22 protein-coding genes are annotated in these 20239 nt (G+C 64.8%); 9 read left to right on the plus strand and 13 right to left on the minus strand.

Annotated features, from left to right (window positions below):
* Positions 1-505: 505 nt before the first annotated feature.
* On the minus strand, positions 506-997 hold the full coding sequence (locus tag RLDS_RS0127430; RefSeq protein WP_021224299.1) for a MarR family transcriptional regulator: 492 nt from the start codon (positions 995-997) through the stop codon (positions 506-508).
* A complete protein-coding gene (locus RLDS_RS56605; RefSeq protein ID WP_236616768.1) occupies positions 994-2193 on the minus strand; it encodes a GNAT family N-acetyltransferase in 1200 nt (399 codons plus the stop codon). The genes RLDS_RS0127430 and RLDS_RS56605 overlap by 4 nt, the downstream gene beginning before the upstream one ends.
* Positions 2194-2491: 298 nt before the next feature.
* Here RLDS_RS56605 and RLDS_RS29680 point away from each other — a divergent pair, with 298 nt between their 5' ends.
* Positions 2492-3607: a LysR family transcriptional regulator gene (locus RLDS_RS29680; RefSeq protein ID WP_021224301.1), complete on the plus strand. Its 1116-nt coding sequence runs from the start codon at positions 2492-2494 to the stop codon at positions 3605-3607.
* Positions 3608-3665: 58 nt separating this feature from the next.
* Here RLDS_RS29680 and hcp read toward each other — a convergent pair whose 3' ends face one another.
* A complete protein-coding gene (gene hcp, locus RLDS_RS29685; RefSeq protein ID WP_021224302.1) occupies positions 3666-5306 on the minus strand; it encodes a hydroxylamine reductase in 1641 nt (546 codons plus the stop codon).
* Positions 5307-5435: 129 nt separating this feature from the next.
* Between hcp and RLDS_RS29690 the strand changes: the two genes are divergently transcribed.
* The 5 genes from RLDS_RS29690 (at position 5436) to RLDS_RS29705 (ending at position 10528) form a co-directional block, all read left to right on the plus strand.
* A complete protein-coding gene (locus tag RLDS_RS29690; RefSeq protein ID WP_021224303.1) occupies positions 5436-5882 on the plus strand; it encodes an RrF2 family transcriptional regulator in 447 nt (148 codons plus the stop codon).
* Positions 5883-6130: 248 nt separating this feature from the next.
* Entirely contained in the window at positions 6131-6769 is a 639-nt protein-coding gene (locus RLDS_RS0127435; protein ID WP_021224304.1) for an NAD(P)H-dependent oxidoreductase, read from the plus strand.
* A gap of 158 nt (positions 6770-6927) precedes the next feature.
* Complete coding sequence (locus RLDS_RS29695) at positions 6928-8142, plus strand: L,D-transpeptidase family protein (protein WP_021224305.1); 1215 nt, start codon at positions 6928-6930, stop codon at positions 8140-8142.
* Positions 8143-8150: 8 nt separating this feature from the next.
* Positions 8151-9638, plus strand: coding sequence for a thymidine phosphorylase family protein (locus RLDS_RS29700; protein WP_021224306.1), 1488 nt, complete (start codon positions 8151-8153; stop codon positions 9636-9638).
* On the plus strand, positions 9635-10528 hold the full coding sequence (locus RLDS_RS29705; RefSeq protein WP_021224307.1) for a ribose-phosphate diphosphokinase: 894 nt from the start codon (positions 9635-9637) through the stop codon (positions 10526-10528). Before RLDS_RS29700 ends, RLDS_RS29705 begins: the two co-directional genes overlap by 4 nt.
* Here the strand turns inward: RLDS_RS29705 and RLDS_RS29710 are convergent.
* The 10 genes from RLDS_RS29710 to RLDS_RS29755 all read right to left on the minus strand — a co-directional run bounded on the left by RLDS_RS29710 (position 10525) and on the right by RLDS_RS29755 (position 18352).
* Positions 10525-12099 (minus strand): MBL fold metallo-hydrolase, encoded by a 1575-nt coding sequence (locus RLDS_RS29710; protein ID WP_021224308.1) that lies wholly within the window; start codon positions 12097-12099, stop codon positions 10525-10527. The genes RLDS_RS29705 and RLDS_RS29710 overlap by 4 nt on opposite strands.
* A gap of 201 nt (positions 12100-12300) precedes the next feature.
* Positions 12301-12744 (minus strand): ion channel, encoded by a 444-nt coding sequence (locus tag RLDS_RS29715; RefSeq protein ID WP_021224309.1) that lies wholly within the window; start codon positions 12742-12744, stop codon positions 12301-12303.
* Between the two features lie 551 nt (positions 12745-13295).
* Positions 13296-13568, minus strand: a complete 273-nt coding sequence (locus RLDS_RS29720; RefSeq protein WP_021224310.1) for a DUF1971 domain-containing protein — start codon at positions 13566-13568, stop codon at positions 13296-13298.
* 1 nt (position 13569) lies between these two features.
* Positions 13570-14256 (minus strand): alternative oxidase, encoded by a 687-nt coding sequence (locus tag RLDS_RS29725; protein WP_021224311.1) that lies wholly within the window; start codon positions 14254-14256, stop codon positions 13570-13572.
* A 28-nt stretch (positions 14257-14284) separates the two neighbouring features.
* Positions 14285-14680 carry a group III truncated hemoglobin gene (locus tag RLDS_RS29730; protein WP_021224312.1) on the minus strand — a complete coding sequence of 132 codons (396 nt, stop codon included), beginning with the start codon at positions 14678-14680 and terminating at the stop codon, positions 14285-14287.
* 190 nt (positions 14681-14870) lie between these two features.
* Entirely contained in the window at positions 14871-15251 is a 381-nt protein-coding gene (locus RLDS_RS29735) for a SpoIIAA family protein (protein ID WP_021224313.1), read from the minus strand.
* A gap of 151 nt (positions 15252-15402) precedes the next feature.
* Positions 15403-16437, minus strand: a complete 1035-nt coding sequence (locus tag RLDS_RS29740) for a hypothetical protein (RefSeq protein ID WP_236616769.1) — start codon at positions 16435-16437, stop codon at positions 15403-15405.
* A 269-nt stretch (positions 16438-16706) separates the two neighbouring features.
* On the minus strand, positions 16707-17018 hold the full coding sequence (locus RLDS_RS29745; RefSeq protein ID WP_236616770.1) for an HU family DNA-binding protein: 312 nt from the start codon (positions 17016-17018) through the stop codon (positions 16707-16709).
* A gap of 357 nt (positions 17019-17375) precedes the next feature.
* Complete coding sequence (locus tag RLDS_RS29750; protein ID WP_021224315.1) at positions 17376-17753, minus strand: ArsR/SmtB family transcription factor; 378 nt, start codon at positions 17751-17753, stop codon at positions 17376-17378.
* A complete protein-coding gene (locus tag RLDS_RS29755; RefSeq protein WP_236616771.1) occupies positions 17750-18352 on the minus strand; it encodes a peroxiredoxin in 603 nt (200 codons plus the stop codon). The genes RLDS_RS29750 and RLDS_RS29755 overlap by 4 nt, the downstream gene beginning before the upstream one ends.
* Before the next feature lie 121 nt (positions 18353-18473).
* On the opposite strand from RLDS_RS29755, the gene RLDS_RS29760 reads away from it, so the two are divergent.
* The 3 genes from RLDS_RS29760 to RLDS_RS29770 are packed head-to-tail and all read left to right on the plus strand — an operon-like array spanning position 18474 to position 20232.
* The gene (locus RLDS_RS29760) at positions 18474-19391 is read left to right on the plus strand and encodes an MBL fold metallo-hydrolase (RefSeq protein WP_021224317.1); all 918 of its coding nucleotides are present in this window, start codon (positions 18474-18476) and stop codon (positions 19389-19391) included.
* Entirely contained in the window at positions 19388-19825 is a 438-nt protein-coding gene (locus RLDS_RS29765; protein ID WP_021224318.1) for a YeeE/YedE family protein, read from the plus strand. Before RLDS_RS29760 ends, RLDS_RS29765 begins: the two co-directional genes overlap by 4 nt.
* A complete protein-coding gene (locus RLDS_RS29770; protein ID WP_021224319.1) occupies positions 19825-20232 on the plus strand; it encodes a DUF6691 family protein in 408 nt (135 codons plus the stop codon). The genes RLDS_RS29765 and RLDS_RS29770 overlap by 1 nt, the downstream gene beginning before the upstream one ends.
* Positions 20233-20239: the final 7 nt, after the last annotated feature.

Below are 20239 nucleotides of genomic sequence, written 5' to 3' on the forward strand. Positions count from 1 at the left end.
GTGCTAGTACCCGCCTCGCGCTGCAAAGTGCAGCGCCGGGACTGGTAATCCCGACAAGAGCGATGTCCTCGGTGGAGCTATCCGCCGGGGTGCCTGTGCATATGTCCAGGTCGCTTGCGGCTAAAAGCGCAGGCGCATGTCTCTTGTCATGTTACCAGCCCCGGCTCCCGCGTCCCACGCGGGGGCATCGGGGCATTCCGCCGAACGCGGAGATTGGTGACAGGCAGGGCATGAAGGCAGGCTCAACCACGCATAGACAAATGATCGCCGTCGTCCGGCGTCTCGAGGAAGCGCTACGCCTGCTCGACCAGATGGATCACGGCGACAGCAACGGCGCTGCCTATATCGAGCGCGCCGTTCAGCGCGCGAAACGTGAGCTGCGATCCGGCTCGATCGCTGCGCCCCTTCCCTCCCCGTCGCCCCGAACGCCGCTTCGCGCCAGGTCGGTTACAGCGCTTCGCGGCCGAACTCGGCTAATGTAACGGACAGGCGGGGCGCAGGAGAGCTAGCGCACAATCGGCGGCGGCGGCCCTTTCGCCATCAGGCGACCGATGAAGGTCATGATGCGACGGCGCCCCTCACCGCTCAGCCGAATATAGGTTAGCCTGTGGTCCCGTTCGTCACGTTCGCGCTCGAGCAGACCCAGCTCGATCAGCTTGTGCGCCCACCGCCGCGCGGTGCTGGACGGGACATTGCTCATCGGCGACAGGCTGCTGATCTGGATCTTCTCTCCCCGCGCATCGGCCGCATAGACGTCGAGCAGGATGTCCCAAGCGGGATCGGAGAAGAGGTGCGCGCCAAGCACCTCTTCGCGCAAGCGGCGCGCCATGAACAGCCAGGCGGCCAGTTCGGCGCCGGGCGGAGGCGTCCCCGGCGTCTGGCTTAGTGCCGTGAAGGCCTCCGACTGCGGCTCCAGGGCCGGATCAGCCCGACTGTCGCCGCCGTCGTCACCAACGAACCTGTCTCTCCCATGATGTTCGGAGGCCTGCTCGCTCATGCGGTTGCTCCTCCAGACTGCAATTGAGGATGATCGCTCTCCTCACGGCGTCGGTTCGGCCGAGAGCCGGGTTGACGCGATGGCGCGCGGCACCTCGAGCGGTCGAGCGGTCCGGGCCGGTCCCACTCGCCTTCGGGGCGGATCAGCACATAAGGATCTTCGCCGATGTCCAATCGCGCATCCTGCGGCGCAAGCGCCGCCTCCAATTCGACATATTCGACGTCGGAGAAAACAAAGCTCGGTCGGCCCGGAATAGCCTTGAACCCGAAGAGCCCCCAGAAACGCGTCAGGTCGCTGCGCGAGTGACCATAGGCGCGGCTATACCCCTTGCGCCGGCAATAGGTCACTGCGTCGCGCACCAGCCGGAACGACAGCCGCGACGTGCGAAATTCCTGCCGTACGGCAAGGCGCTCCAATTTGACGAAGTCGGCGAAGTAGCGCACCCGGAGACAACCGGCCGGCTCGCCGTCGATCTCTCCGATGAAATGGGTGGCGCAAAAGTCATTGCCGTCGAATTCCTCGTCGAACGGACACTCCTGCTCCGACATGTAGGTTGCCGCCCGGACCGAGAAGCACTTCATCATGTCCTCCATGGTGCGCGCGACCCGCACCGCAATCTGTCCCGGCGCCTTGTCGGCCGGTGCCACCTCGAAGGCGGGGCAGCCCGAGCGCGGCGGCAGCACGAGCAGGTCGGCGCCGGCCGCCTCGTAGTAGCTGCGCGCCGGGGCGAAACCCATCCGCGGAAACAGCCGGGTAGTGTGACCTGTCGCCGCCCGCGTGAAGAGCGGGCAGCCCTGCGGAGCCAGCCGGCCCAGCAGGGGAGCGAGCGCGCAGAGCACTGGAACGAGCGCGTGCGGCGCGAAGATGAGCCAGATGTAGATGGCGCTCGGCTGTTCGCCCGGCCGGCAGACCAGCGACAGGTCGGGATCGCTGGCATTGAACCGCCCTTCCACAAGCGCTTTGGCGCCCTGAGCTGTGAGCGGCAGGAAAGCCAGAAACGCCTGGCAGTCGGGTCGCGCACCCGGAGCCTCTACGAACTGGATGATCTCGCGGTTGTGGGCCAGCGCGCGCGCGACGATCTCGTCGGGGACCAGGCCATCGACATGTTCGCGGGCTATCGCCAAGGCGCGCAACGCCTCCTCGAGCCCTGCGGCCCGGCTGGTGGGGAGTTCGCCTGTTCCGGCAACCGCCTTCATAGTGCGCGCCGTAAAGGCCATGGGACCATAGCCCTCGACAGCTTCTACTCCGATCGTCTCGTGATACATGGTGTTCCCTTCCGCGTCTGAAGGGTTTCCCAGATACGGGAGGCGCTTCGGCTCGTGGCGATCCCATCGCGCGCTCGGGCGGGAGCATTATGAACACACCCCGCGAGCGACGGCTGGAAGCCTGAGCGCACAAACATCCGTTTCGAAGCGATTAAGTTGTTGCCGCCAGCGACAAATGGAATGAGATAGGACAATCGAATAATTGGAGCGGAGGCGGGGTAGGCGATTGATGACGTCACGCAAGAAGCCGATCGACGCTGCATCCCGGACAAGAGCCCTTTCCGCCAATCCCGCCGCACCGCCGGTTCGCTCAGCCGCGCGGCGCAGCGCGACAAGCTTTCAGGACAGGCTGCGCCGCATCGACTGGCAGGACCTGGAGCTGTTCCTCGACATCGCGGAAGCCGGCAGCCTGCGCGCCGGAGCGGCGAAGACCGGCCACGCCGTCGGCACGATCCGGCGGAGGCTCGCGCGCATCGAGGACAAGCTCGGCGATATCATCGCGCATCGCGATCCCGCCGGATTGCAGCTCACCTCATTGGGCGATCGGCTCCTGAAGGTAGCTCGCGAGATGCGCCGCTCCCGTCAGTTTCTGGAGCAGGAACAAACGGGCACCGGCACCCGGGACTGCGTGCGTATCGCGGTAACCGAAGGTCTTGGCACATACTGGTTGATGCCGAGGCTAGTCGACTTCCAGAATGCAAACCCCGAAATCGATGTCGTTCTCCACTGCGACATGCAGCGCAGCGACGTGGCCGGCGGGGAGTGCGATATCGCCATTCAGCTCGAGCACCCCAGCGAGGGACATACGACGATCTGCCGCCGGCTCGGCTGCCTGCACCTCATGCCTTTCGCATCGGAGCGCTATCTTAGCGACGCCGGCATGCCCCGTTCCGTCGATGACTGGCCGCGTCACAGACTTGTCTGGCAGGAGGCCGACCAGGTCGCCTCGCACCTGCTACCCTATTTTCTCGGCACCACCGACATAGACGGGCTTATCGGCATAAGGACCAACAGCAGCTCCGCCCATTTCCGCGCTATCGCCAGCGGCGGCGGCATCGGCATATTGCCGACCTATGCTCGCGCCGTAAGCCGCAGAGTGAAGCCGCTCGACATCAACCTGCAGCTGCGCCGCGAGATCCTATGCGTCATCAATCCAGCGCGCGAAGCCGTTCCGGAAGTGAGGCTGGCGCTCGCCTGGCTGCAGCAATGCTTTTCCGGTGAGCTCTACCCGTGGTTCCGGGACCAGTTCGTCCATCCCAGCGACTTCGAGGACATACTGTCCTCACAGAAGGTCATCAGCCTGTTTGAAGGCTTCATCGATGCGTTGAACGCCGACGAGAATTGAACATCTCCGCTAGGATGTCGCCCCCGTATTGTCGGCGATGCGGGGGCGACAGCATTGCTCAGGCTGCCTTCAGCATGCGGTCGAGGTCGCTCGCCACTTCGCCGGTCGGCCGGATGTCGAACTTCTCCACCAGCACTTCGAGAACCTCCGGCGTCAGGAACTGCGGCAAGGTGGGGCCGAGATGGATCTTTCTGATCCCGAGGTGCAGCATCGTCAGCAGGACGGCGGTCGCCTTCTGCTCGAACCAGCTGATGGCGTAGTGGAGCGGCAGGTCGTTGACCCCGCAGCCAAGCGCATTGGCGACCGCTACGGCCACCTGGATCGCCGAATAGGCATCGTTGCACTGACCCATGTCGAGCACACGCGGCACGCCGGCGATGTTGCCCAGCTCTTCGCGGTTGAAGCGGAACTTCCCGCAGCCGAGCGTCAGGATAAGGCTGTCCTGCGGCGTCGCCATGGCAAGGTCGTGGAAATAGTTGCGGCCCGGACGCGCCCCGTCGCATCCGCCGATCAGGAAGAGATTCTTCACCTCACCCCGCCCGATCATTCCAAGCAGCGTGTCGGCTACGCCCATGACGGTGTTGCGCGCGAAACCCGCAGTGATCACTTCTTCCGGCGCATCTTCGGCAAAGCCCGGCAGTTCCAGCGCCCGTGCGACCGCCGGCGAGAAGTCATGATCGACAATGTGGCGCACGCCGGCCCAGCCCACCGGCCCCGCGGTGAACAGCCGATCGGCATAGCCGCGAATCTCCGGATTGATGAGGCAGTTCGACGTCATGACGATGGCGCCAGGGAAGGCCGCGAAGTCCTTCTGCTGATCCTGCCATGCCCCGCCGTAGTTCCCTGCCAGGTGCGGATAGCGCTTGAGCCCGGGATAGGCGTTCGCTGGCAGCATCTCGCCGTGCGTGTAGACGTTGACGCCCTTGCCCTCGGTCTGCTGCAGGATCATCTCGAGGTCGCCGAGGTCGTGCCCCGACACCAGAAGCGCCTTGCCGGCTTTCGGGGTCATGCGCACGCTCGAGATCTCCGGATGCCCGAAGCGGCCGGTATTGGCCGCGTCGAGAAGCTCCATGACCTTGAGGTTGAGCGCGCCGATCGCCAGGGCCTCGCGCAGCAGCGCGTCGATGTCCGTTGGATCGGTGGCGAGAAAGGCGGAGATGCGGTGGAATTCGGCAACCACCTCGGCTTCTTCAGTGCCGAGAACGCGCGCATGTTCGCTGTATGCCGCCGTGCCCTTGAGCCCGTAGAGGATCAGATCGCGCAGGCCGACGATCGAGGGCCCGTCGCGGTCGACGAAACGCTGGATGCTGGCCATCGGTGCCGCCGCCGAAAGCTCGGCCAGTGTCGCGCCAGGCTCCCACGTCGCGGGCTCAGGCAGGTCTGAGAGGTCAGCGCCGGCAGCCATCGCCGCCGCATGGATTTTTTCGCGCATGCGCAGCGCCGTCGCGATCAGCTTCAGGAAACGCGCTTCGTCGAAATTGACGTTGGTGAGCGTGGTGAACCAGGCATGGGGCGTGAAGGCATCGACTTCGGCGTCGCGGACGCCCCTGTCCGCCGCGCGGGCGGCGACCGCGGACACGCCCTGCATCACGCGCAGCAGCACGTCCTGGAGATCGGCGACAGTGGCGGTCTTGCCGCAGGACCCGACCTTGACCGCGCAGCCACCCTTGTTCGACTGTTCGCACTGAACGCAATACATCGGATACCTCTCGATAAGTGGAATGTGAAATTCCGCTTAGACCCGACTCGCAAAGATGAATTTGATCAGAATCAAAACAGCGACGCGGATAAGATGGCATAACGATGCGGTCCTCAACGGCCATTTCGCATGCAACTGACCCGCCACACCGACTATGCCTTTCGCCTGCTGATCGATCTCGCCGGCCGGGGTGACGAGCGCACGCAGATCGCGCAGGTGGCGCAGGCTCAGGCGATCTCGCGCACGCATCTGATGAAGGTCGTCAATCGGCTCGCGCGAGCAGGGATCGTCGAAGCGACGCGCGGCCGCGGCGGCGGGGTCCGCCTCGCGCGCGAGCCCGCCCTCATCAATCTTAGCGAAGTTCTCCGCACGACCGAGCCGCAATGCGCGCTTGTCGAATGTTCGGGTTGCCGGCTCCGCCGGCGCTGCGGTCTTCCTGCCGTGCTCGACGAGGCCGGACGGGCCTTCCGCCGCACGCTGGAGAGATACAGCCTTGCGGACATTTTGCCGCAGGCAACGATAGAGCGGGCCGGTCCTGCGAAGTTGACCGGTGAACTCACCTCACTATCGGCCTGACGAACCGGCTGCGATCCGGTCTTCTTGGCGATCGTTCTGGAAACTCAACAGCCCCTGGCAGGTTTGAGCGGGTAGCGAGTAATCGTTTTTGCGCTCGCCGATTGCGGAGGAAGGATCGATCTTCAGTTCGAACGCTTGCGGACCGATAGTCCTGCACGCGTCGTCTAGGGATTGATCCACGCGATGGCAAGGACAGCCGCGCGCAATGCCGTGGCAACAGGATGTGAATTTCAGCAAGGAGCGTGACAATGGCCCCACCCGCCGTCCACCACACAATCGTTCTGGCCCATCCGGATCAGGACAGCTTTTGCGCCAGCGTGGCGCGGTGCTGGCTGGAACGTGCGCAGAAGCATCATCAGACCGGCACGGTGCTCGACCTCTATGCGGAAGGCTTCGACCCGATCCTCAAGGCGAACGAACGGCCGGGCAAGCCTGATTATGCCCCGCCCCCCGAGATCCTTGCCGAGTGCGACCGGCTCGCTCGAACCGACGTCCTCGTACTCGTCTATCCGATGTGGTTCGGCTCCATGCCGGCCATGCTCAAGGGTTATCTCGAGCGGGTGCTCGGCAACGCCGCGCGCTATGTTGGGGACGAGCCCCACGAGCGTCCCCTGAACGGCACGCGGCTCGTACAGATCTCGACTTCCTCGACAAGCAGCGCCTGGCTGGCCGAGAAGGGAGTAGAAAGCGCCATGCATACGCTGTTCGACCGATATCTTTCGGACGTTCTTGGCGCGGAGCGCGCCTACAGACTTGCCCTCGACAATATCGTGGACGGCATGTCCGCCGATCGCGGCGCGATGGAACTCGAAAAGGTCCGGCAAACGGCGGACCGCATCTGCGCCGACGCTAACGCGGCGCGCTGGGCGCAGGCACAAAGCCGCTAGCTCGCGCCGTCGGCCCTGCACGCCTCGCTGAAATATTGGCGCACGGCGGTGGGCCCTGGTTTCGCGACTTCCCGGCGAGCCCCGCGTTACTCAGCCATTGCTCACCCTCGTAACTTTCCGCATGGTCTCCTTCACCCGGTTTCGCACATGGCGGACGCATGAAGCGCACTTTCTCCGTACTCCTCCTCCTCCTGATATTTGCACCTAGCTTCGCTTTCGCAGCTTCCGAGCCGCGGTGGACGGAGGCGCAGACGGAGCGCCTGATCCATTGGATGAAAGCGGCGGACGCCGAAGGCCTCGGAGCCGCGGCGGTCGGCCTTCCGGCGCTGCAAGCCGCGGTCAACCGTGGCGACGACGCCCGCCGCGATGAACTCGCGACTGCCTCCGCCGTCCGGCTTCTGCAAGCGCACCGCAATGGCTGCTGCAATGCCGCGCTGCGCACGAATTGGCACATAGCCGAGCCGTCCGCCTGGCCCGATCCTCGCGCCAGCGTGTCCACAGCGCTCGCCCAGGATCGGCTCGACGATCTCTTCCGTACGACACGGCCTTCCCATCCCTTTTACCACGCGCTGTCGCAGGCCTATGCGCAAGAGAGGGACGCCAACCGCCGGGCCATCCTTGCCGCCAATCTCGACCGATGGCGGTGGATGCCGCGGCAACTCGGGGCGCGCTACCTGCTGGTGAACACCGCCGCTTTCGAGGCAAGCCTGTGGGAGGACGGCAAGCTGGCCGGCCGGTGGCGGGTCGTTGTCGGCAAGACGGGGTCGCCGACACCTGTGTTCCAAGCCAGCGTCACCGGCGTCATCTTCAATCCCTGGTGGGAAATCCCCCCGAGCATCGCCGCCGAGGGGATCGCCCGTCTTGTTGCTCGCAATCCCGCCGAGGCGGCGCGACGCGGTTATGTGCGCGAGAACGGGCGCTACCGCCAGCGCCCCGGGCCTCAGAACGCCTTGGGGCGCATGAAGCTCGTCATGCCCAACAGGTTCAACGTCTATCTTCATGACACCCCTGCCCAGGCGCTGTTCGAACAGGAGGTCAGGGCCTATAGCCATGGCTGCGTGCGCGTGGGCGATGCCCTCGGGCTCGCTGGAACCCTGCTCGGCCCTGGATGGGACCGCGCCAGGGTCGACACGGTCGTGGGCTCCGGCCGCACGCATAGCGCGATGCTGCCCGCTGCTCTGCCGGTCTATATCGCCTATTTTACCGCCGAACCCGATAGCCTTGGCGGCGTGCGCTACTTTCCCGACATCTATCGCCGCGATCGGGGCGCTGCCACACCCGACGCGCAAGGTCGCTGCCCCTTGCAGACGGTACCCGCGAAGCGGCAGATCACGCCGCAGGACTTTGATCGCATGCGGCCCGAAAGGGTTTGAGGCCGGCCATGCTGAAGATCCGACGCCTGGCGATAGACACCCATCCTGAGAATACCGCTTTTCTGCCGCGGCAGGGTAATGGCTACTCGGCCGAACAATTTCAGGCGCTGCGCAAGATCCGCATCACGGGCGAGAGCGCCGAGATATTGGCGACCCTGGCTCTGGTCGACGAGCCTGCCCTTGTCGAGGCTGGTGAAATCGGCCTCGGCGAGCAGGCCTTTCGCCGCCTTGGATTGCCTGAGGGGGCTGCGGTCTCGATCGAGCAGGCGCCCGTTCCCGCGAGCCTCGAATCGGTCCGGCGCAAGATCGACGGCGACACGCTCGATGAAAGCGAGATCGCCGCCATCATTCGTGATGTCGCCGGCCACCGCTATTCACCGATGGAGATCGGGGCCTTTCTGGTTGCCTGCGCCGGCTTCATGAGCACCGAGGAAACGCTCGCCATGACCCGCGCGATGGCGGCTGTCGGCAACCGGCTCGACTGGCACGCGCCGCTCGTCGTCGACAAGCATTGCATCGGCGGCATTCCCGGGAACCGCACGTCGATGATCGTCGTGCCGATCGTCGCCGCTCATGGCCTCATCATCCCCAAGACCTCCTCGCGCGCGATCACATCCCCTTCCGGCACGGCGGACACGATGGAAGTGCTCGCCAATGTCGATCTGCGCGAAGACGAGCTGCGCGCGATCGTCTCGCGCGAGAAGGCCGTGCTCGCCTGGGGCGGGCGCGTGAACCTCTCTCCCGCGGACGATGTGCTGATCTCGGTCGAACGGCCCTTGCGCATCGACACGTTCGAACAGATGGTCGCCTCGATCTTGTCGAAGAAGCTCGCCGCGGGGTCCACCCATCTCGTGCTCGACATCCCCGTTGGTCCTACCGCCAAGGTCCGCTCGCAAAGTGAAGCGGTACGGCTGCGCAAGCTGTTCGAGCACGTCGCCGACAAGCTGGGGCTCGTCATCGACATCGTGCTGACCGACGGCTCGCAGCCCATCGGCCGGGGCATTGGACCCGTGCTCGAAGCCCGCGACGTAATGGCCGTGCTTCGCAACGACGCCGATGCGCCGGAAGATTTGCGCGATCATGCCTTGATGCTGGCCGGGCGTGTCCTCGATTTCGATCCGGCGCTCAAAGGGGGGCGGGGGTTCGCCCGTGCGCTCGAGCTGCTCGCCTCGGGGGCGGCACTGGAGGCCATGGAACGGCTGATCGCCGCCCAGGGCCGACAGCCCGCGGAGTTCAAGCCAGGCGCGCACATCCAGGAAATCTGTGCCCCCCGCGACGGCCGTGTCATCGCGATCGACTGCCATCGGATCGCGCGCATCGCCCGGCTTGCCGGAGCGCCCATGGACAAGGGCGCCGGCATCGACCTCGTCTGCAAAGTCGGCGCCGAAGTGCGCAAAGGCCAGGCTCTTTATCGGATCCACGCCCAGTCGGCGACCGGGCTTGGCTTCGCCCATGACCTGGCGCGGGAAGACGCCGGCTACGAGATCGTGCGATGAACGCGCTCGTGCTCGGGTTCTCCGAAAGCCTGGAAGCAGCCGAACGACTTGCCCACGCGCTCGGCATTAAAGCGGCGGCCGTTGAAGTGCGCCGCTTCCCTGATCACGAAGCCCTTGTGCGCGTGCCGGCGGCCGCCCCCGTGGTCATCCTTCACCGTTCGCTCGACGATCCCGACTCCAAGCTCGTCGAATTGCTCCTCGCCGCTTCGGCCGCCCGCGAGCTTGGCGCCCGGCGCGTCGTCCTGGTTGCGCCATATCTCGCCTATATGCGGCAGGACCAGGCTTTCCGCGCCGGCGAGGCGGTGAGCCAGACGGTTATCGGCCGGCTCCTCGCCAGCCATTTCGACGCTCTGCTCACGGTCGATCCGCATCTGCACCGTATTTCGAGCCTGAGCGACGCGGTGCCGGGCATACCCGCCGTTGTTCTTTCGGCCGCGCCGCTCCTGGCGGGGCTCGTTGGTCGTGACGACAATCCGCTAATCGTCGGCCCCGACAGCGAATCGGTGCAATGGACCCGGACGATTGCCGAGCCGCTCGGCCTCGACATGCTGGTCGGGACGAAGCAGCGGCATGGCGACCGATCCGTATCGCTCGCGCTCGACGGCGTGGACCGCTTCCGAGGGCGCCGGGTCATCATCGTCGACGACCTTGTCTCGAGCGGTCACACACTGGTCGAGACCGCGAGGCTGCTGCTCTCGGCGGGTGCCGCCCGCGTCGAGGCGATCGTCACTCATTGTCTCGCATCGGACCAGGACCTTGCGCGACTGACGGCAAGCGGGATCGAACGCCTGGCGAGCAGCGACAGCATTCCTCACCGCACCAATCAGGTGCATCTCGCGCCGCTGCTCGCGGACGCGCTGAAAGCTCGCAACCTGCTTTACGTGTTCTAGCGTTCTTGTCTTCCCGACGGCTTCGCGCCGGCGGACGGGCGCGCCTTACGTTCCTCGCGTAGCGCATTGTAGCTGTCGAGGACGCGGCGCATGTCGTCGAGCGCCTCGCGGCGCGCCCGCGCGCTCTTAATCGAATAGAGATTGCGCTTCAGGTTGGTGATGAAGTCGGCATAGTCGTTCTGCCAATCCTCGCCCGCCAGCTGGTTGAGATCGACGCGGCCGGTCTCGAGCCGCTTGGCTGGCGCGCCTGGCGGAAGCGCGAATCGCTCGCCCATCTGCGGCGCGATAACGCTGGCGGCCGGGTCGTCGCCCTGGACGAGCGCGCGGAGCCCTTCTACCGCCTGGCCCTCGCCATGCGAAAGGAACAGGCTGCCACCGAGCTTGCCTCTGTCGCGGATCCAGTCGTGCAGCTCGTCGCGGTCCGCATGCGCGGAATAGCTGTCGATGCGGCGGATTTGCGCGCGCACATTCACGTCCTCGCCGGAGATCCGTACGCGTTGCGCGCCGTCCAGGATGACGCGGCCAAGCGTGCCTTCGGCCTGGAAGCCGACGAAGAGGACCGTCGACTCTCGCCTGAACAGATTGTGCTTGAGGTGATGGCGGATGCGCCCGGCCTCGCACATGCCGGACGCGGCCAGGATGATCGCCCCCGAAACGGTGTTGAGGCGCATCGATTCCAGGCTGTCCTCGACGTAACGGATGCTCGGATGGCGGAAGATGTCGCGACCGTCGACATCCTCCATCTCGTCGATATGGCTCGAGAAGACCTTGGTTGCCCGGCTCGCCAACGGCGAGTCGACAAAGATCGGCACGTTCGGGATGCGGTTGGCGTCCGATAGCCGCGCAAGATCGAGGAGCAGCTCCTGTGTCCGCTCGAGCGCGAAACTCGGGATGACGAGGTTGCCGCCGCGCGCGATGGCTTCCTTGACCACCCCTTCGAGCTGCGCGCGGCGCTCGTCGATCGTGAGCTTCTCGCGCGCGCGATTGCCGTATGTGGATTCGCAGACGACGTGATCGAGGCCCTTGGGCGCGGCGGGATCGGCGTGGAACGCCTTGTTGTCGGGCCCGAGATCGCCCGACAAGAGGATATGTGCCCCGCCGGCATAGAGCTCCACCGAGGCTGAGCCGAGAATATGGCCCGCGTTCCAGAGCCTGGCCTTGAACCCGGGGGCGGGTTCGAACCAGTTGCCGAGCGCGACCGGACGAGAAAGCCGCCAGGCGCTGATCGCATCTTCTTCGGTGTAGAGAGGTTCGAACAGCGCGTCGCCGGCGCGGTCGCGCCGTCGGTTCCGGCGCTCCGCCTCATATTCCTGGATCCTGCCGGCATCCGCCAGCATGAATTCGAGAAGGTCGCTCGTGGCCTGTGTGCACCAGATCGCACCCTCATAGCCCTGGGCCGCAAGCTTGGGGAGAAGGCCGCAATGATCGATATGCGCGTGGGTCAGGATCACCGCGTCGATCCTCCGCGGATCGAACCCGAAGCTGCCGAGGTTGAGCGCCTCGAGACTGCGCGAGCCTTGGAACAGACCGCAATCGACCAGGATCGAGCGGGCGCCCAGCGCGAGCTCCATGCATGAGCCGGTGACAGTGCCTGCCGCACCGTGGAACTTCATCGTGAGCTGATGGGTCACCTGTATCCCTCTTGATTGATCTTGAGCCAATGCATTCCCGCCCCGAGCGGCGGGCCGAGCTGCAAGGGTCTGATTGTGAAACCCGCGCCTTCCTTCATGAGCAAAGGCGCAGGGCGGTTGCAAGCCAGCGCGTTTTTACCTTCATGGCAGCGCCTGAACCTCGTTCTCAAGCCCGCGGATCCGGCCGACGATGGCGACAAAGAACGCGGTCGACCATCCCAGAAGGATGAGGCCGTTCGCTCCCTCGATCGCGCCGAGCAGACGCCAGCGCTCGTCGAGGACGACATCCCCATATCCCACCGTCGTGTAGGAAGAAGTTGAAAAGTAGAGCGCCGCCTCGAAGCTCCTGAGCGCCTCGACGGCGATGTAGAAGCCTGCATAGAGCCAGATTTCAAGGGCATGGAGAACGAACAGGCCGCCGGCCGCGCCCAGGATCCCCAATCCTTCATGCCAGAGCGTGCGAACGGTTCGCCTTCCGCGATGACGGCGGAGCAGCGCGAGGAGAAGCGCGATCCCGCCAAGATGGATGAAGATGGTCAGCACCACCAAGGCAGTGGCGACCGCAAGTTCCAAAGACAGGTTCATGAGGACCGTTTCCACGCGCGGGCACTCTCGGGCCATCCGTGATAGTCCGTAGGGTCAGTGAAACAGCGCCTCTCCAGACCAGATCGTCGGCCGAAGCGTCGTCAGCACAACATGCCGGCGCCGTGCCCCGCTAGGTATTTACCAGACACCCGTCGAGCGACCGCCCTTGCCCGTGCCTTAGTCATCAGCATCGGCCTTCTCGATACATATAATTGTTCCATCAAGTTGCTCCTAGCGGACATGCGACACCACGGGTCTGACCCGCCACCTCTACTTCGACATCTTGAAACGTGTTTCTGTTTGAACGCGAGTGCCCACGATCAGGTGGTATCATGCCAGCTCCTCCAGCCTTGGAGTGTCGGCGAATCCTCATCTTCCAATTGGAAGCGATTGCCTAGCTCGCAACCGGGATTGAGCCTTGGATTTCATCCCCTTGCGGTTAGAAGGCGCGCTTCAAGGCACTTGCGACGTCTTTAACCAGAATACCCCAGCCATGCACCCGCTAAGGCAGGCGCTGACGGCCGCACTACTCAGCGAAAGAATGGGAGCGCTCAGTTCGGCGCTTCGTCGTAAAAGTCCACCTGCATCCGCATCGGCCCGAGCGGCGTCACCAGATGCGGCTGCTGCGGCAGGATCACGGCCGGATTGCCGGGCGTGATGACGACTTCCGACGGCGGCTCGAGGATGGTGAGCCGAAGCTCACCTTCCAGCACCCGGATCACGCCCCAGACGCCCGCCTTGGTGGTATGGCGGGCGCGGAGCGCGGCCGGTAGCGTGTCCTGATCGAAGACCGGGGTCGAGCGATAGGGCGTCGGAGCGCTCATCTCAGGCGGCCAGCCGGATTTGCTCGGCGTGCTCAGGATAGGGCGCGACCGTCTCCGCCGGCGCCAGGCCCGCGAGCTCGTTCGCGAACCCATGGTTGACGTCGCGGTGATGTGCCTCATCGGCCCGCACGACCAGCACGACATCGCGCAGTGTCGCGCCCTCGGGCAGCTTCCAATAGTGCCGCGCGATCGCAGGCGCTGCCACATTGGCGCTACGCCCCTCGTCGATCTCCTTGAGATAGAGGGTGTAGCTGATCACCGCCTCTTCCTCGAAATAGCCGACCACCCGGTGCGCGGTCCGGGCGCTCACCAGATAAAGCGCAAAGAAGGCAAGGTAGAACACCCACTGCACGGCCAGGATCACCAGTCGCTCGAAAAGCGTCGGCTTGGCAACCTCGATGAAGGTCATCAGATGCATGCGCTCGTTCTCGGCTTCTTCCATGAGCGTCCGGATCCACCCCTTGTCGTCGCACATCCGGCGCAGGCACTTGAGGTGATTGACCGTCGCCCCCACCATGCCGGGCACGGCCGCCACCGTCTCGAGAACGATGGCCCGATGGCCATAACGCTTGGCGAAGAACGTGTCGGCGCAGAAGCGAAGCATCTTCGTAAAGCCCAGAGCGACGCGATCGCGCAGGTCGCGCGGCGCATGATGGACGTTGAGGTCGAAGAGGGGAATCTCGGTCATTGGTTCAATCCTGTTTGCAACCGCCGGCTCAGGCGGAATGGTGGTCCGGCTGGCGCACCAGCCGGAAGAACATGGCGAGCTGAAGGCTCTCGGCGATGCGCGCAGCCTTGGCCTGCAGCGCGGCCGCGGCTTCGCGGCTCATCAGCTCGTTGCTGGTCTGCGCCCAGAGCCCGAGCCACCGCTCGAACAAGGCGGGCGACAGCCGGTCGCGATGCTGGAGATGAGCCGGCACCGGTTGGCCCTTGTACCGCCCGCTGCCCGTCATGACCGAGGACCAGAAGGCACGCAGCCGCGTCAGGTGCTCGGGCCAGTCGCCGATGGCGTCATTGAATATGGGACCGAGTTCCGGATCCTTCCGCACGCGGGCGTAGAAAGCATCGACGAGCTCGCCGAGACCTTCTTCGTTCAACTCCAGATCGGGCACCGTACCAGCTCCAACGCGACGTGATCGTCGAGCCGCCGGATAAAAGAATCATCTTTCGTGCATCATTAGGAGTTGTACGGATAGCAGTGCATCTCAAGCGCTCCGACCCGTTGCGAGACCGCCGCGAGGCGCCGACCCACAGCCGCGCGTTGAATGCCCGGCGCTGCCTGGAGCGCGATCAGCCATCCTGCTAGGCTGCGGAAGGCGCGCCCTTGACCCAGGCGAGTGCTTCTTCGCGCTGCGCCGGCTCGAAAGTCTTGTAGCTGATAAAGGGCAGAACCGCGCTCTCGACCCGGGTGCCGATCCGCACCCATGTCTGGTCGGCAACGACCGCCACGCGGCCGAACCGTGTCAGCTTGCCGAAAAGGGGCATGGCGCGCGCCACATAGCCCGGAAGGCCGCTGAGCTCGATGCCGTCGATGCCGCGCGTCTCGACAAATATATGGACCTTCTCGTGATGGGCCATCGCTTGGTCGAGCCGGTCCATCATGGCGTCGAGATCGGCGCCCGTGATCTTTCCGGAAACCTCGAGCGCGATGACATCTTCGCCAGCCTCGATCACCCTGTGCATGACGCATGCCTCCTTGCTTGCAAATGCCGCTTTGTCACCAGCATGCAGATCGGCCGCATGAGCTTCAAGCAATTGTGACGCGATCGGCCGCAGCGCTGCCTCGGATGAGGATAAAGGCTGACCGCGGTTGCCCGCACGGCGCCCGAATGGGCTAATAGCGCCGATGCGCGCGCATGATCGTTCCCGTCGGGCGCCCATCGCCAGCCCCAACCCCGACCAGGATGTCGACGCGCGGACGCCGCAGCGTATCGACCGCCAGCGCAAGGGGCTCGTCCTCCTGCATGACTGCGGTGCGCGCCGGCGCGTCGATTTCGGCGAGCATATCCGCGACGGTCCGCTCGGCCGGCGCAAACAGGCCGGCATTCCGGTCCGCATCGGCCAGGATGTAGCGGGTGATGTCGAGGGCCGAAAAAGCCGCGACGGGACGCCCGTCATCGTCGAGGCAGATCGCCACCGGACGGCCGCGATCGAGCGCGCGCATCACGTCCTCGAGGCTCGAGGCGAGCGTCGTTGGGACAAAGTCGGGCGCGAGCTTCGACGACAGAAGCTCGCCGTGTCCGCGGCCGTTTCGCGGCCGCGTCCGGAGCACCTGTCCGATGGTCGTATGGTGGCGGGTCCAGGCCGCCGTTTCCGGGCAGCGCAAGGCGATCAGCTCGACGATCTTGGCCTGCAGGTCGCCCACATTCTGATCGAGGATCGGCTCATGATGCGCGACCCTGTTGCGAAACCGGTTGATCGACCTTGCCAGGCCCTGGACCTCGTGCCGGCCGACCGGCGGCCGCGCATGCGGGAAGACGATGTTGAGCGCCGTGCGCCAGAGGGCGTGGTATTCGGGTCGCAGCAAATGCGACCAGAAGTCGAAGGTGAGTTCCGCGACAATCTGCCCCCGCGACGCGCCGGCGCCCGCGCGACCGATCGCCTTGTCAAGCGTCGCTCGGCCGGCATCTGTCAGGAGCCCGTCGCGCAGCGCCGCCTCATGCGGCCAGGTCTGGCCGTAGCGACCCACGAGAAGACCATCGATCGCGTTCCGCAGCGTTACTTCGACCACGTGCAGCGGATAGAGGAACGCCTTGGCGAGCCGGGCATTGTAGAGGTAGAGCGCCAGCGCGTAGCCGGTGTCATTGCCACTTTTGGACAGGTAGGCGCCGAACCTGGGTTCCGACAGCGAGGCGCGAATAGCGTCCACTTGCGCCGGGAGATAGGGATAAGGAACTTGACTTTCAGCCATTCACGCGCAAGACCATAGCAGCAGTCGAATCGGCCCCACTGGCATCGCCAAGCGCCCTCGACACGGAATATCGAGCACCAGGTCGGGCCAGTCCCCACCTGGTGTTTCTGTTTTCCGGACTCGCAGCAGGGGCGTGCCTTCCTCAGAAACGGTGCCCGTTGTCACTGTTTTGCCATGGCGATCAAGCGACAATCGGCTGACAACCGATCCTAAATGCGCTTCGTCGCTCAGTCAGCATGTGCATCACCGTTCAAGCGCGCGCGGAGCGTCTTACCCGCCTTGAAGAAGGGGACACGCTTGGCAGGCACCGCGACGATCGACCCGTTTTTCGGGTTTCGGCCCGCACGCGCGCGGCGCCACCGCGCTTCGAAGACGCCGAACCCGCGCAGCTCGACACGCCCCCCGGCAGCCATCTGCCGCGCGATTGCGTCGAAAAACAGGTCGACAAGACGCTCGATATCGGCAGCAGCAAGCTCGGAATTTCCTGACCCAAGCACCTGAGCAAATCCGATCGCACCATCAGCCGACTTCCCCTTCATTCGACAAGAACAATTGCTGCAGCCCAGCCTCGCATGAGCGCGCCCTTGCCGCGTAGCAGATAAGGAAGAAAGAGAATATATCTGCGTAAGTGCATGCCGAAGACGAGTGGCAGTAGGTTGCCCGTAGCGGTCCAATATCTGTCTGCAGGAACTTCATGTTCAGAAGCAATGCCGTGAGCTATATCTTGGCGACCGACACTTTAGCCGTGAATATGGGTGTCAGAGAATATGGAGGTCCGCGCAAGAAAGTTCATCGCCTTGGCTCTTGAATGCCGGGCCTGTAGGATAAACAGCTCCTGGCGGAACGATGTCTGGTCTTTCCTCAGCACTTGCGAGGTTGGATCACCTGGCAGCTCGCTAAAGGATTCGAGCGAAGCTCGCCACGCCGTGGGGAGCAGCGCTGTTGCCTTGCTGTTGACCGGACCGGATTGTCGGCGCGGCGCCGCCGAGCATGGCTTCGATATTGCTGACGCACTGCTCGACGCTTTCATCGGCAAGCATGTACCACACCTGCTTTGCCGCCTTGCGCGCCTTCACCAGCTCTGCCCGGCGCAATTCGGCCAGCTGCTGGCTCAGCGCCGGCTGCCCGATCCCCGTCGCCTGAGCAATCTCGCCCACATTCCGCTCACCGAGAAGCAAACAGGAGAGGATCATGAGCCGTTGCGGCTGGGCGAAGACCTTGAGCTTTTCGGCTGCGGCCGATGCAGCATCCTTGTTTTCGAAGAGTGGAGTCATGGCTGCGGCTCGAAACGGCAGAACCAGTCGCGCGCGCCGCTCGTCTGATCGTCGACCGGCAGGAGCGCGGCCTCACCCTCTGTCCAGCCCTCGGGCGTAAGCACGTCCTTCTCATCGACGCACTTGAGAGCGCGCAAGAGCCGCAGGAGTTCGTCGACGGAGCGGCCGACATTATGCGGATACGCGGTTGTGGCACGGACCACCCCCTGAGGATCGATGAAGAAGGTCGAGCGCATCGCCATGCTGTCGGCCGCGTTCTCGCCGATCATGCCGTAGGCGCGGCCCACCGCCATGCTGGGATCCTCGATGATCGGGAAACCGATCTCGACCTCGAAGAGGTCCTTCAACGCCCGCACCCAGGCGATATGCGCGTAGAGACTATCGACCGACACGCCGACAAGCTTGCATCCCAGCGCCTCGAACTCGGCTTGCCGGCGCGCCAGCGCCACGAATTCGGTGCTGCAGACCGGCGTGAAATCGGCCGGATGCGAAAACAGCAGCACCCAATGGCCGCGGAGCTTGGAAAGCTGGAATTCGCCCCTTGTCGAGCGCGCCTGAAAATCCGGCGCGGCATCCCCGATCCGGATCGCCGACGGCATGCTGGCAGCTGCTTCAATCATGAGGTCCTCCTGCAGATGCCCGCCCGACGAAGCAAGCCGTTGACGATCTATGATCGGTTACATACATGATTATTGTAACTTTGAAATCAAGGAGAGTCGCATGACCGACCCCGCTCTTGCCCATGCCGCAACGCAGATCACCGCTGCGCAAGCGGGCGTTCCCGTCATCGCGGCGTTCTTCGACGAGCCGACCTTCACGGTCACTTACGTCGTCCATGATCCGGCGACGCTTCGCGCCGCCGTGATCGACAGCGTGCTGACCTTCGATTCCGCGTCGGGACGCACGTCGCATGAAGCAGCCGACCGGGTAATCGCGCATGTGCAAGAGGCCGGGCTGCACGTGGACTGGCACCTGGAGACCCACGCCCATGCTGACCATCTCTCGGCGGCCCCCTATCTCCAACAGAAGCTCGGCGGCAAAATCGCGATCGGCGCGCACATCTGCACGGTGCAGGAGACTTTCGGAAAGCTCTTCAACGCCGGCAGCGACTTCCAGCGGGACGGGTCCGATTTCGACCAGCTGTGGAAAGACGGTGACACCTTCTTGATCGGCGAGCTCTCGGTGACGGTTCTCCATGTCCCGGGCCACACACCAGCCTGCGTCGCTTATGTGATCGGCGACGCCGTGTTCGTCGGCGACACGATGTTCATGCCCGACTATGGGACGGCTCGGGCGGACTTTCCGGGGGGTGACGCGCGCACCCTGTTCCGCTCGCTTCGGCGCCTGCTCGAGCTGCCGCCGCAGACCCGCCTTTTCATGTGCCATGACTACCTGCCCGAGGACCGCGGGCACTATGTCTGGGAAACGACCGTCGCCGAGCAGCGGCGCGCGAACATTCACGCGCATGACGGGATTACCGAAGACGAATTTGTCGCAATGCGCGAGAGCCGCGACCGTACGCTCCCCGTGCCTCGGCTGATCCTTCCCTCCGTGCAGGTGAACATGCGCGCGGGGCATCTGCCGCCCCCCGAGGGGAATGGCGTCAGCTATCTCAAGCTCCCGGTGAATCAGCTATGATTCCGGCCTTCTCCCATGCGCAGCCGCTGGCGGGATTTGTCGGCGGCCTGATGATCGGCTTGGCCGCAGCCGTCATGCTGCTGGCGCTGGGTCGGATCGCGGGCGTAAGCGGCCTCGCGGCCCGCGCTCTGAAGCTGTCCGACGCCGGGCCGCCTTGGGCCGAGGCGACCGCCTTTGTCCTCGGCCTTCCCCTTGGCGCGTGGCTTCTCGCAGCGACCGCGGAAGTGGCTCCGGCGCATTTCCCTACAACACCCCTCTTGCTGGTCGCCGGCTTGATCGTCGGATATGGCACGCGGCTCGGCTCAGGCTGCACCAGCGGCCATGGCGTATGCGGCCTCTCCCGGCTCTCGCGCCGCTCGCTCGTCGCCACGGCGCTTTTCATGGCTAGCGGCTTCGCGACCGTGGCGGCGATGCGCCTGACAGGAACGCTCTGATGCGCGCGCTCATCGCCCTCCTCTGCGGCACGCTGTTCGGCGCGGGCCTGGCTGTCTCGGGTATGACCGACCCGATGCGCGTGCGGGCATTTCTCGACCTGCTCGGCCCCTGGGACCCGACGCTTGCCTTCGTCATGGCCGGCGCCATCGTGCCGATGGCCGTCGCCTGGAGGGTCCAGAGCCGCATGGCCCGGCCCTTCGCGGCAACAACCTTCAACCTCCCCGATACTGGCCGCATCGATCGCCGGCTGGCGATCGGCTCCATTCTCTTCGGTGTGGGCTGGGGTATCGCCGGCCTGTGCCCGGGCCCCGCCGTGGCCAATCTCGCGCTCGCGCCGGCAGCAGCCGCGCCGTTCCTGCTCGCCATGCTCGCGGGCATGGCGCTGCATCGCCTGACATCGCGGTAAGCACGCC

The organism is Sphingobium lactosutens DS20, assembly GCF_000445105.1.
Lineage (GTDB): Bacteria > Pseudomonadota > Alphaproteobacteria > Sphingomonadales > Sphingomonadaceae > Sphingobium > Sphingobium lactosutens.

Coding starts and splice junctions, on each gene's coding strand:
- RLDS_RS0127430 (WP_021224299.1), bottom strand. CDS start 997: ATGAGCGAGCAGGCCTCCGAACATCATGGGAGAGACAGGTTCGTTGGT.
- RLDS_RS56605 (WP_236616768.1), bottom strand. CDS start 2,193: ATGAAGGCGGTTGCCGGAACAGGCGAACTCCCCACCAGCCGGGCCGCA.
- RLDS_RS29680 (WP_021224301.1), top strand. CDS start 2,492: ATGACGTCACGCAAGAAGCCGATCGACGCTGCATCCCGGACAAGAGCC.
- hcp (WP_021224302.1), bottom strand. CDS start 5,306: ATGTATTGCGTTCAGTGCGAACAGTCGAACAAGGGTGGCTGCGCGGTC.
- RLDS_RS29690 (WP_021224303.1), top strand. CDS start 5,436: ATGCAACTGACCCGCCACACCGACTATGCCTTTCGCCTGCTGATCGAT.
- RLDS_RS0127435 (WP_021224304.1), top strand. CDS start 6,131: ATGGCCCCACCCGCCGTCCACCACACAATCGTTCTGGCCCATCCGGAT.
- RLDS_RS29695 (WP_021224305.1), top strand. CDS start 6,928: ATGAAGCGCACTTTCTCCGTACTCCTCCTCCTCCTGATATTTGCACCT.
- RLDS_RS29700 (WP_021224306.1), top strand. CDS start 8,151: ATGCTGAAGATCCGACGCCTGGCGATAGACACCCATCCTGAGAATACC.
- RLDS_RS29705 (WP_021224307.1), top strand. CDS start 9,635: ATGAACGCGCTCGTGCTCGGGTTCTCCGAAAGCCTGGAAGCAGCCGAA.
- RLDS_RS29710 (WP_021224308.1), bottom strand. CDS start 12,099: ATGGAGCTCGCGCTGGGCGCCCGCTCGATCCTGGTCGATTGCGGTCTG.
- RLDS_RS29715 (WP_021224309.1), bottom strand. CDS start 12,744: ATGAACCTGTCTTTGGAACTTGCGGTCGCCACTGCCTTGGTGGTGCTG.
- RLDS_RS29720 (WP_021224310.1), bottom strand. CDS start 13,568: ATGAGCGCTCCGACGCCCTATCGCTCGACCCCGGTCTTCGATCAGGAC.
- RLDS_RS29725 (WP_021224311.1), bottom strand. CDS start 14,256: ATGACCGAGATTCCCCTCTTCGACCTCAACGTCCATCATGCGCCGCGC.
- RLDS_RS29735 (WP_021224313.1), bottom strand. CDS start 15,251: ATGCACAGGGTGATCGAGGCTGGCGAAGATGTCATCGCGCTCGAGGTT.
- RLDS_RS29745 (WP_236616770.1), bottom strand. CDS start 17,018: ATGAAGGGGAAGTCGGCTGATGGTGCGATCGGATTTGCTCAGGTGCTT.
- RLDS_RS29750 (WP_021224315.1), bottom strand. CDS start 17,753: ATGACTCCACTCTTCGAAAACAAGGATGCTGCATCGGCCGCAGCCGAA.
- RLDS_RS29755 (WP_236616771.1), bottom strand. CDS start 18,352: ATGCCGTCGGCGATCCGGATCGGGGATGCCGCGCCGGATTTTCAGGCG.
- RLDS_RS29760 (WP_021224317.1), top strand. CDS start 18,474: ATGACCGACCCCGCTCTTGCCCATGCCGCAACGCAGATCACCGCTGCG.
- RLDS_RS29765 (WP_021224318.1), top strand. CDS start 19,388: ATGATTCCGGCCTTCTCCCATGCGCAGCCGCTGGCGGGATTTGTCGGC.
- RLDS_RS29770 (WP_021224319.1), top strand. CDS start 19,825: ATGCGCGCGCTCATCGCCCTCCTCTGCGGCACGCTGTTCGGCGCGGGC.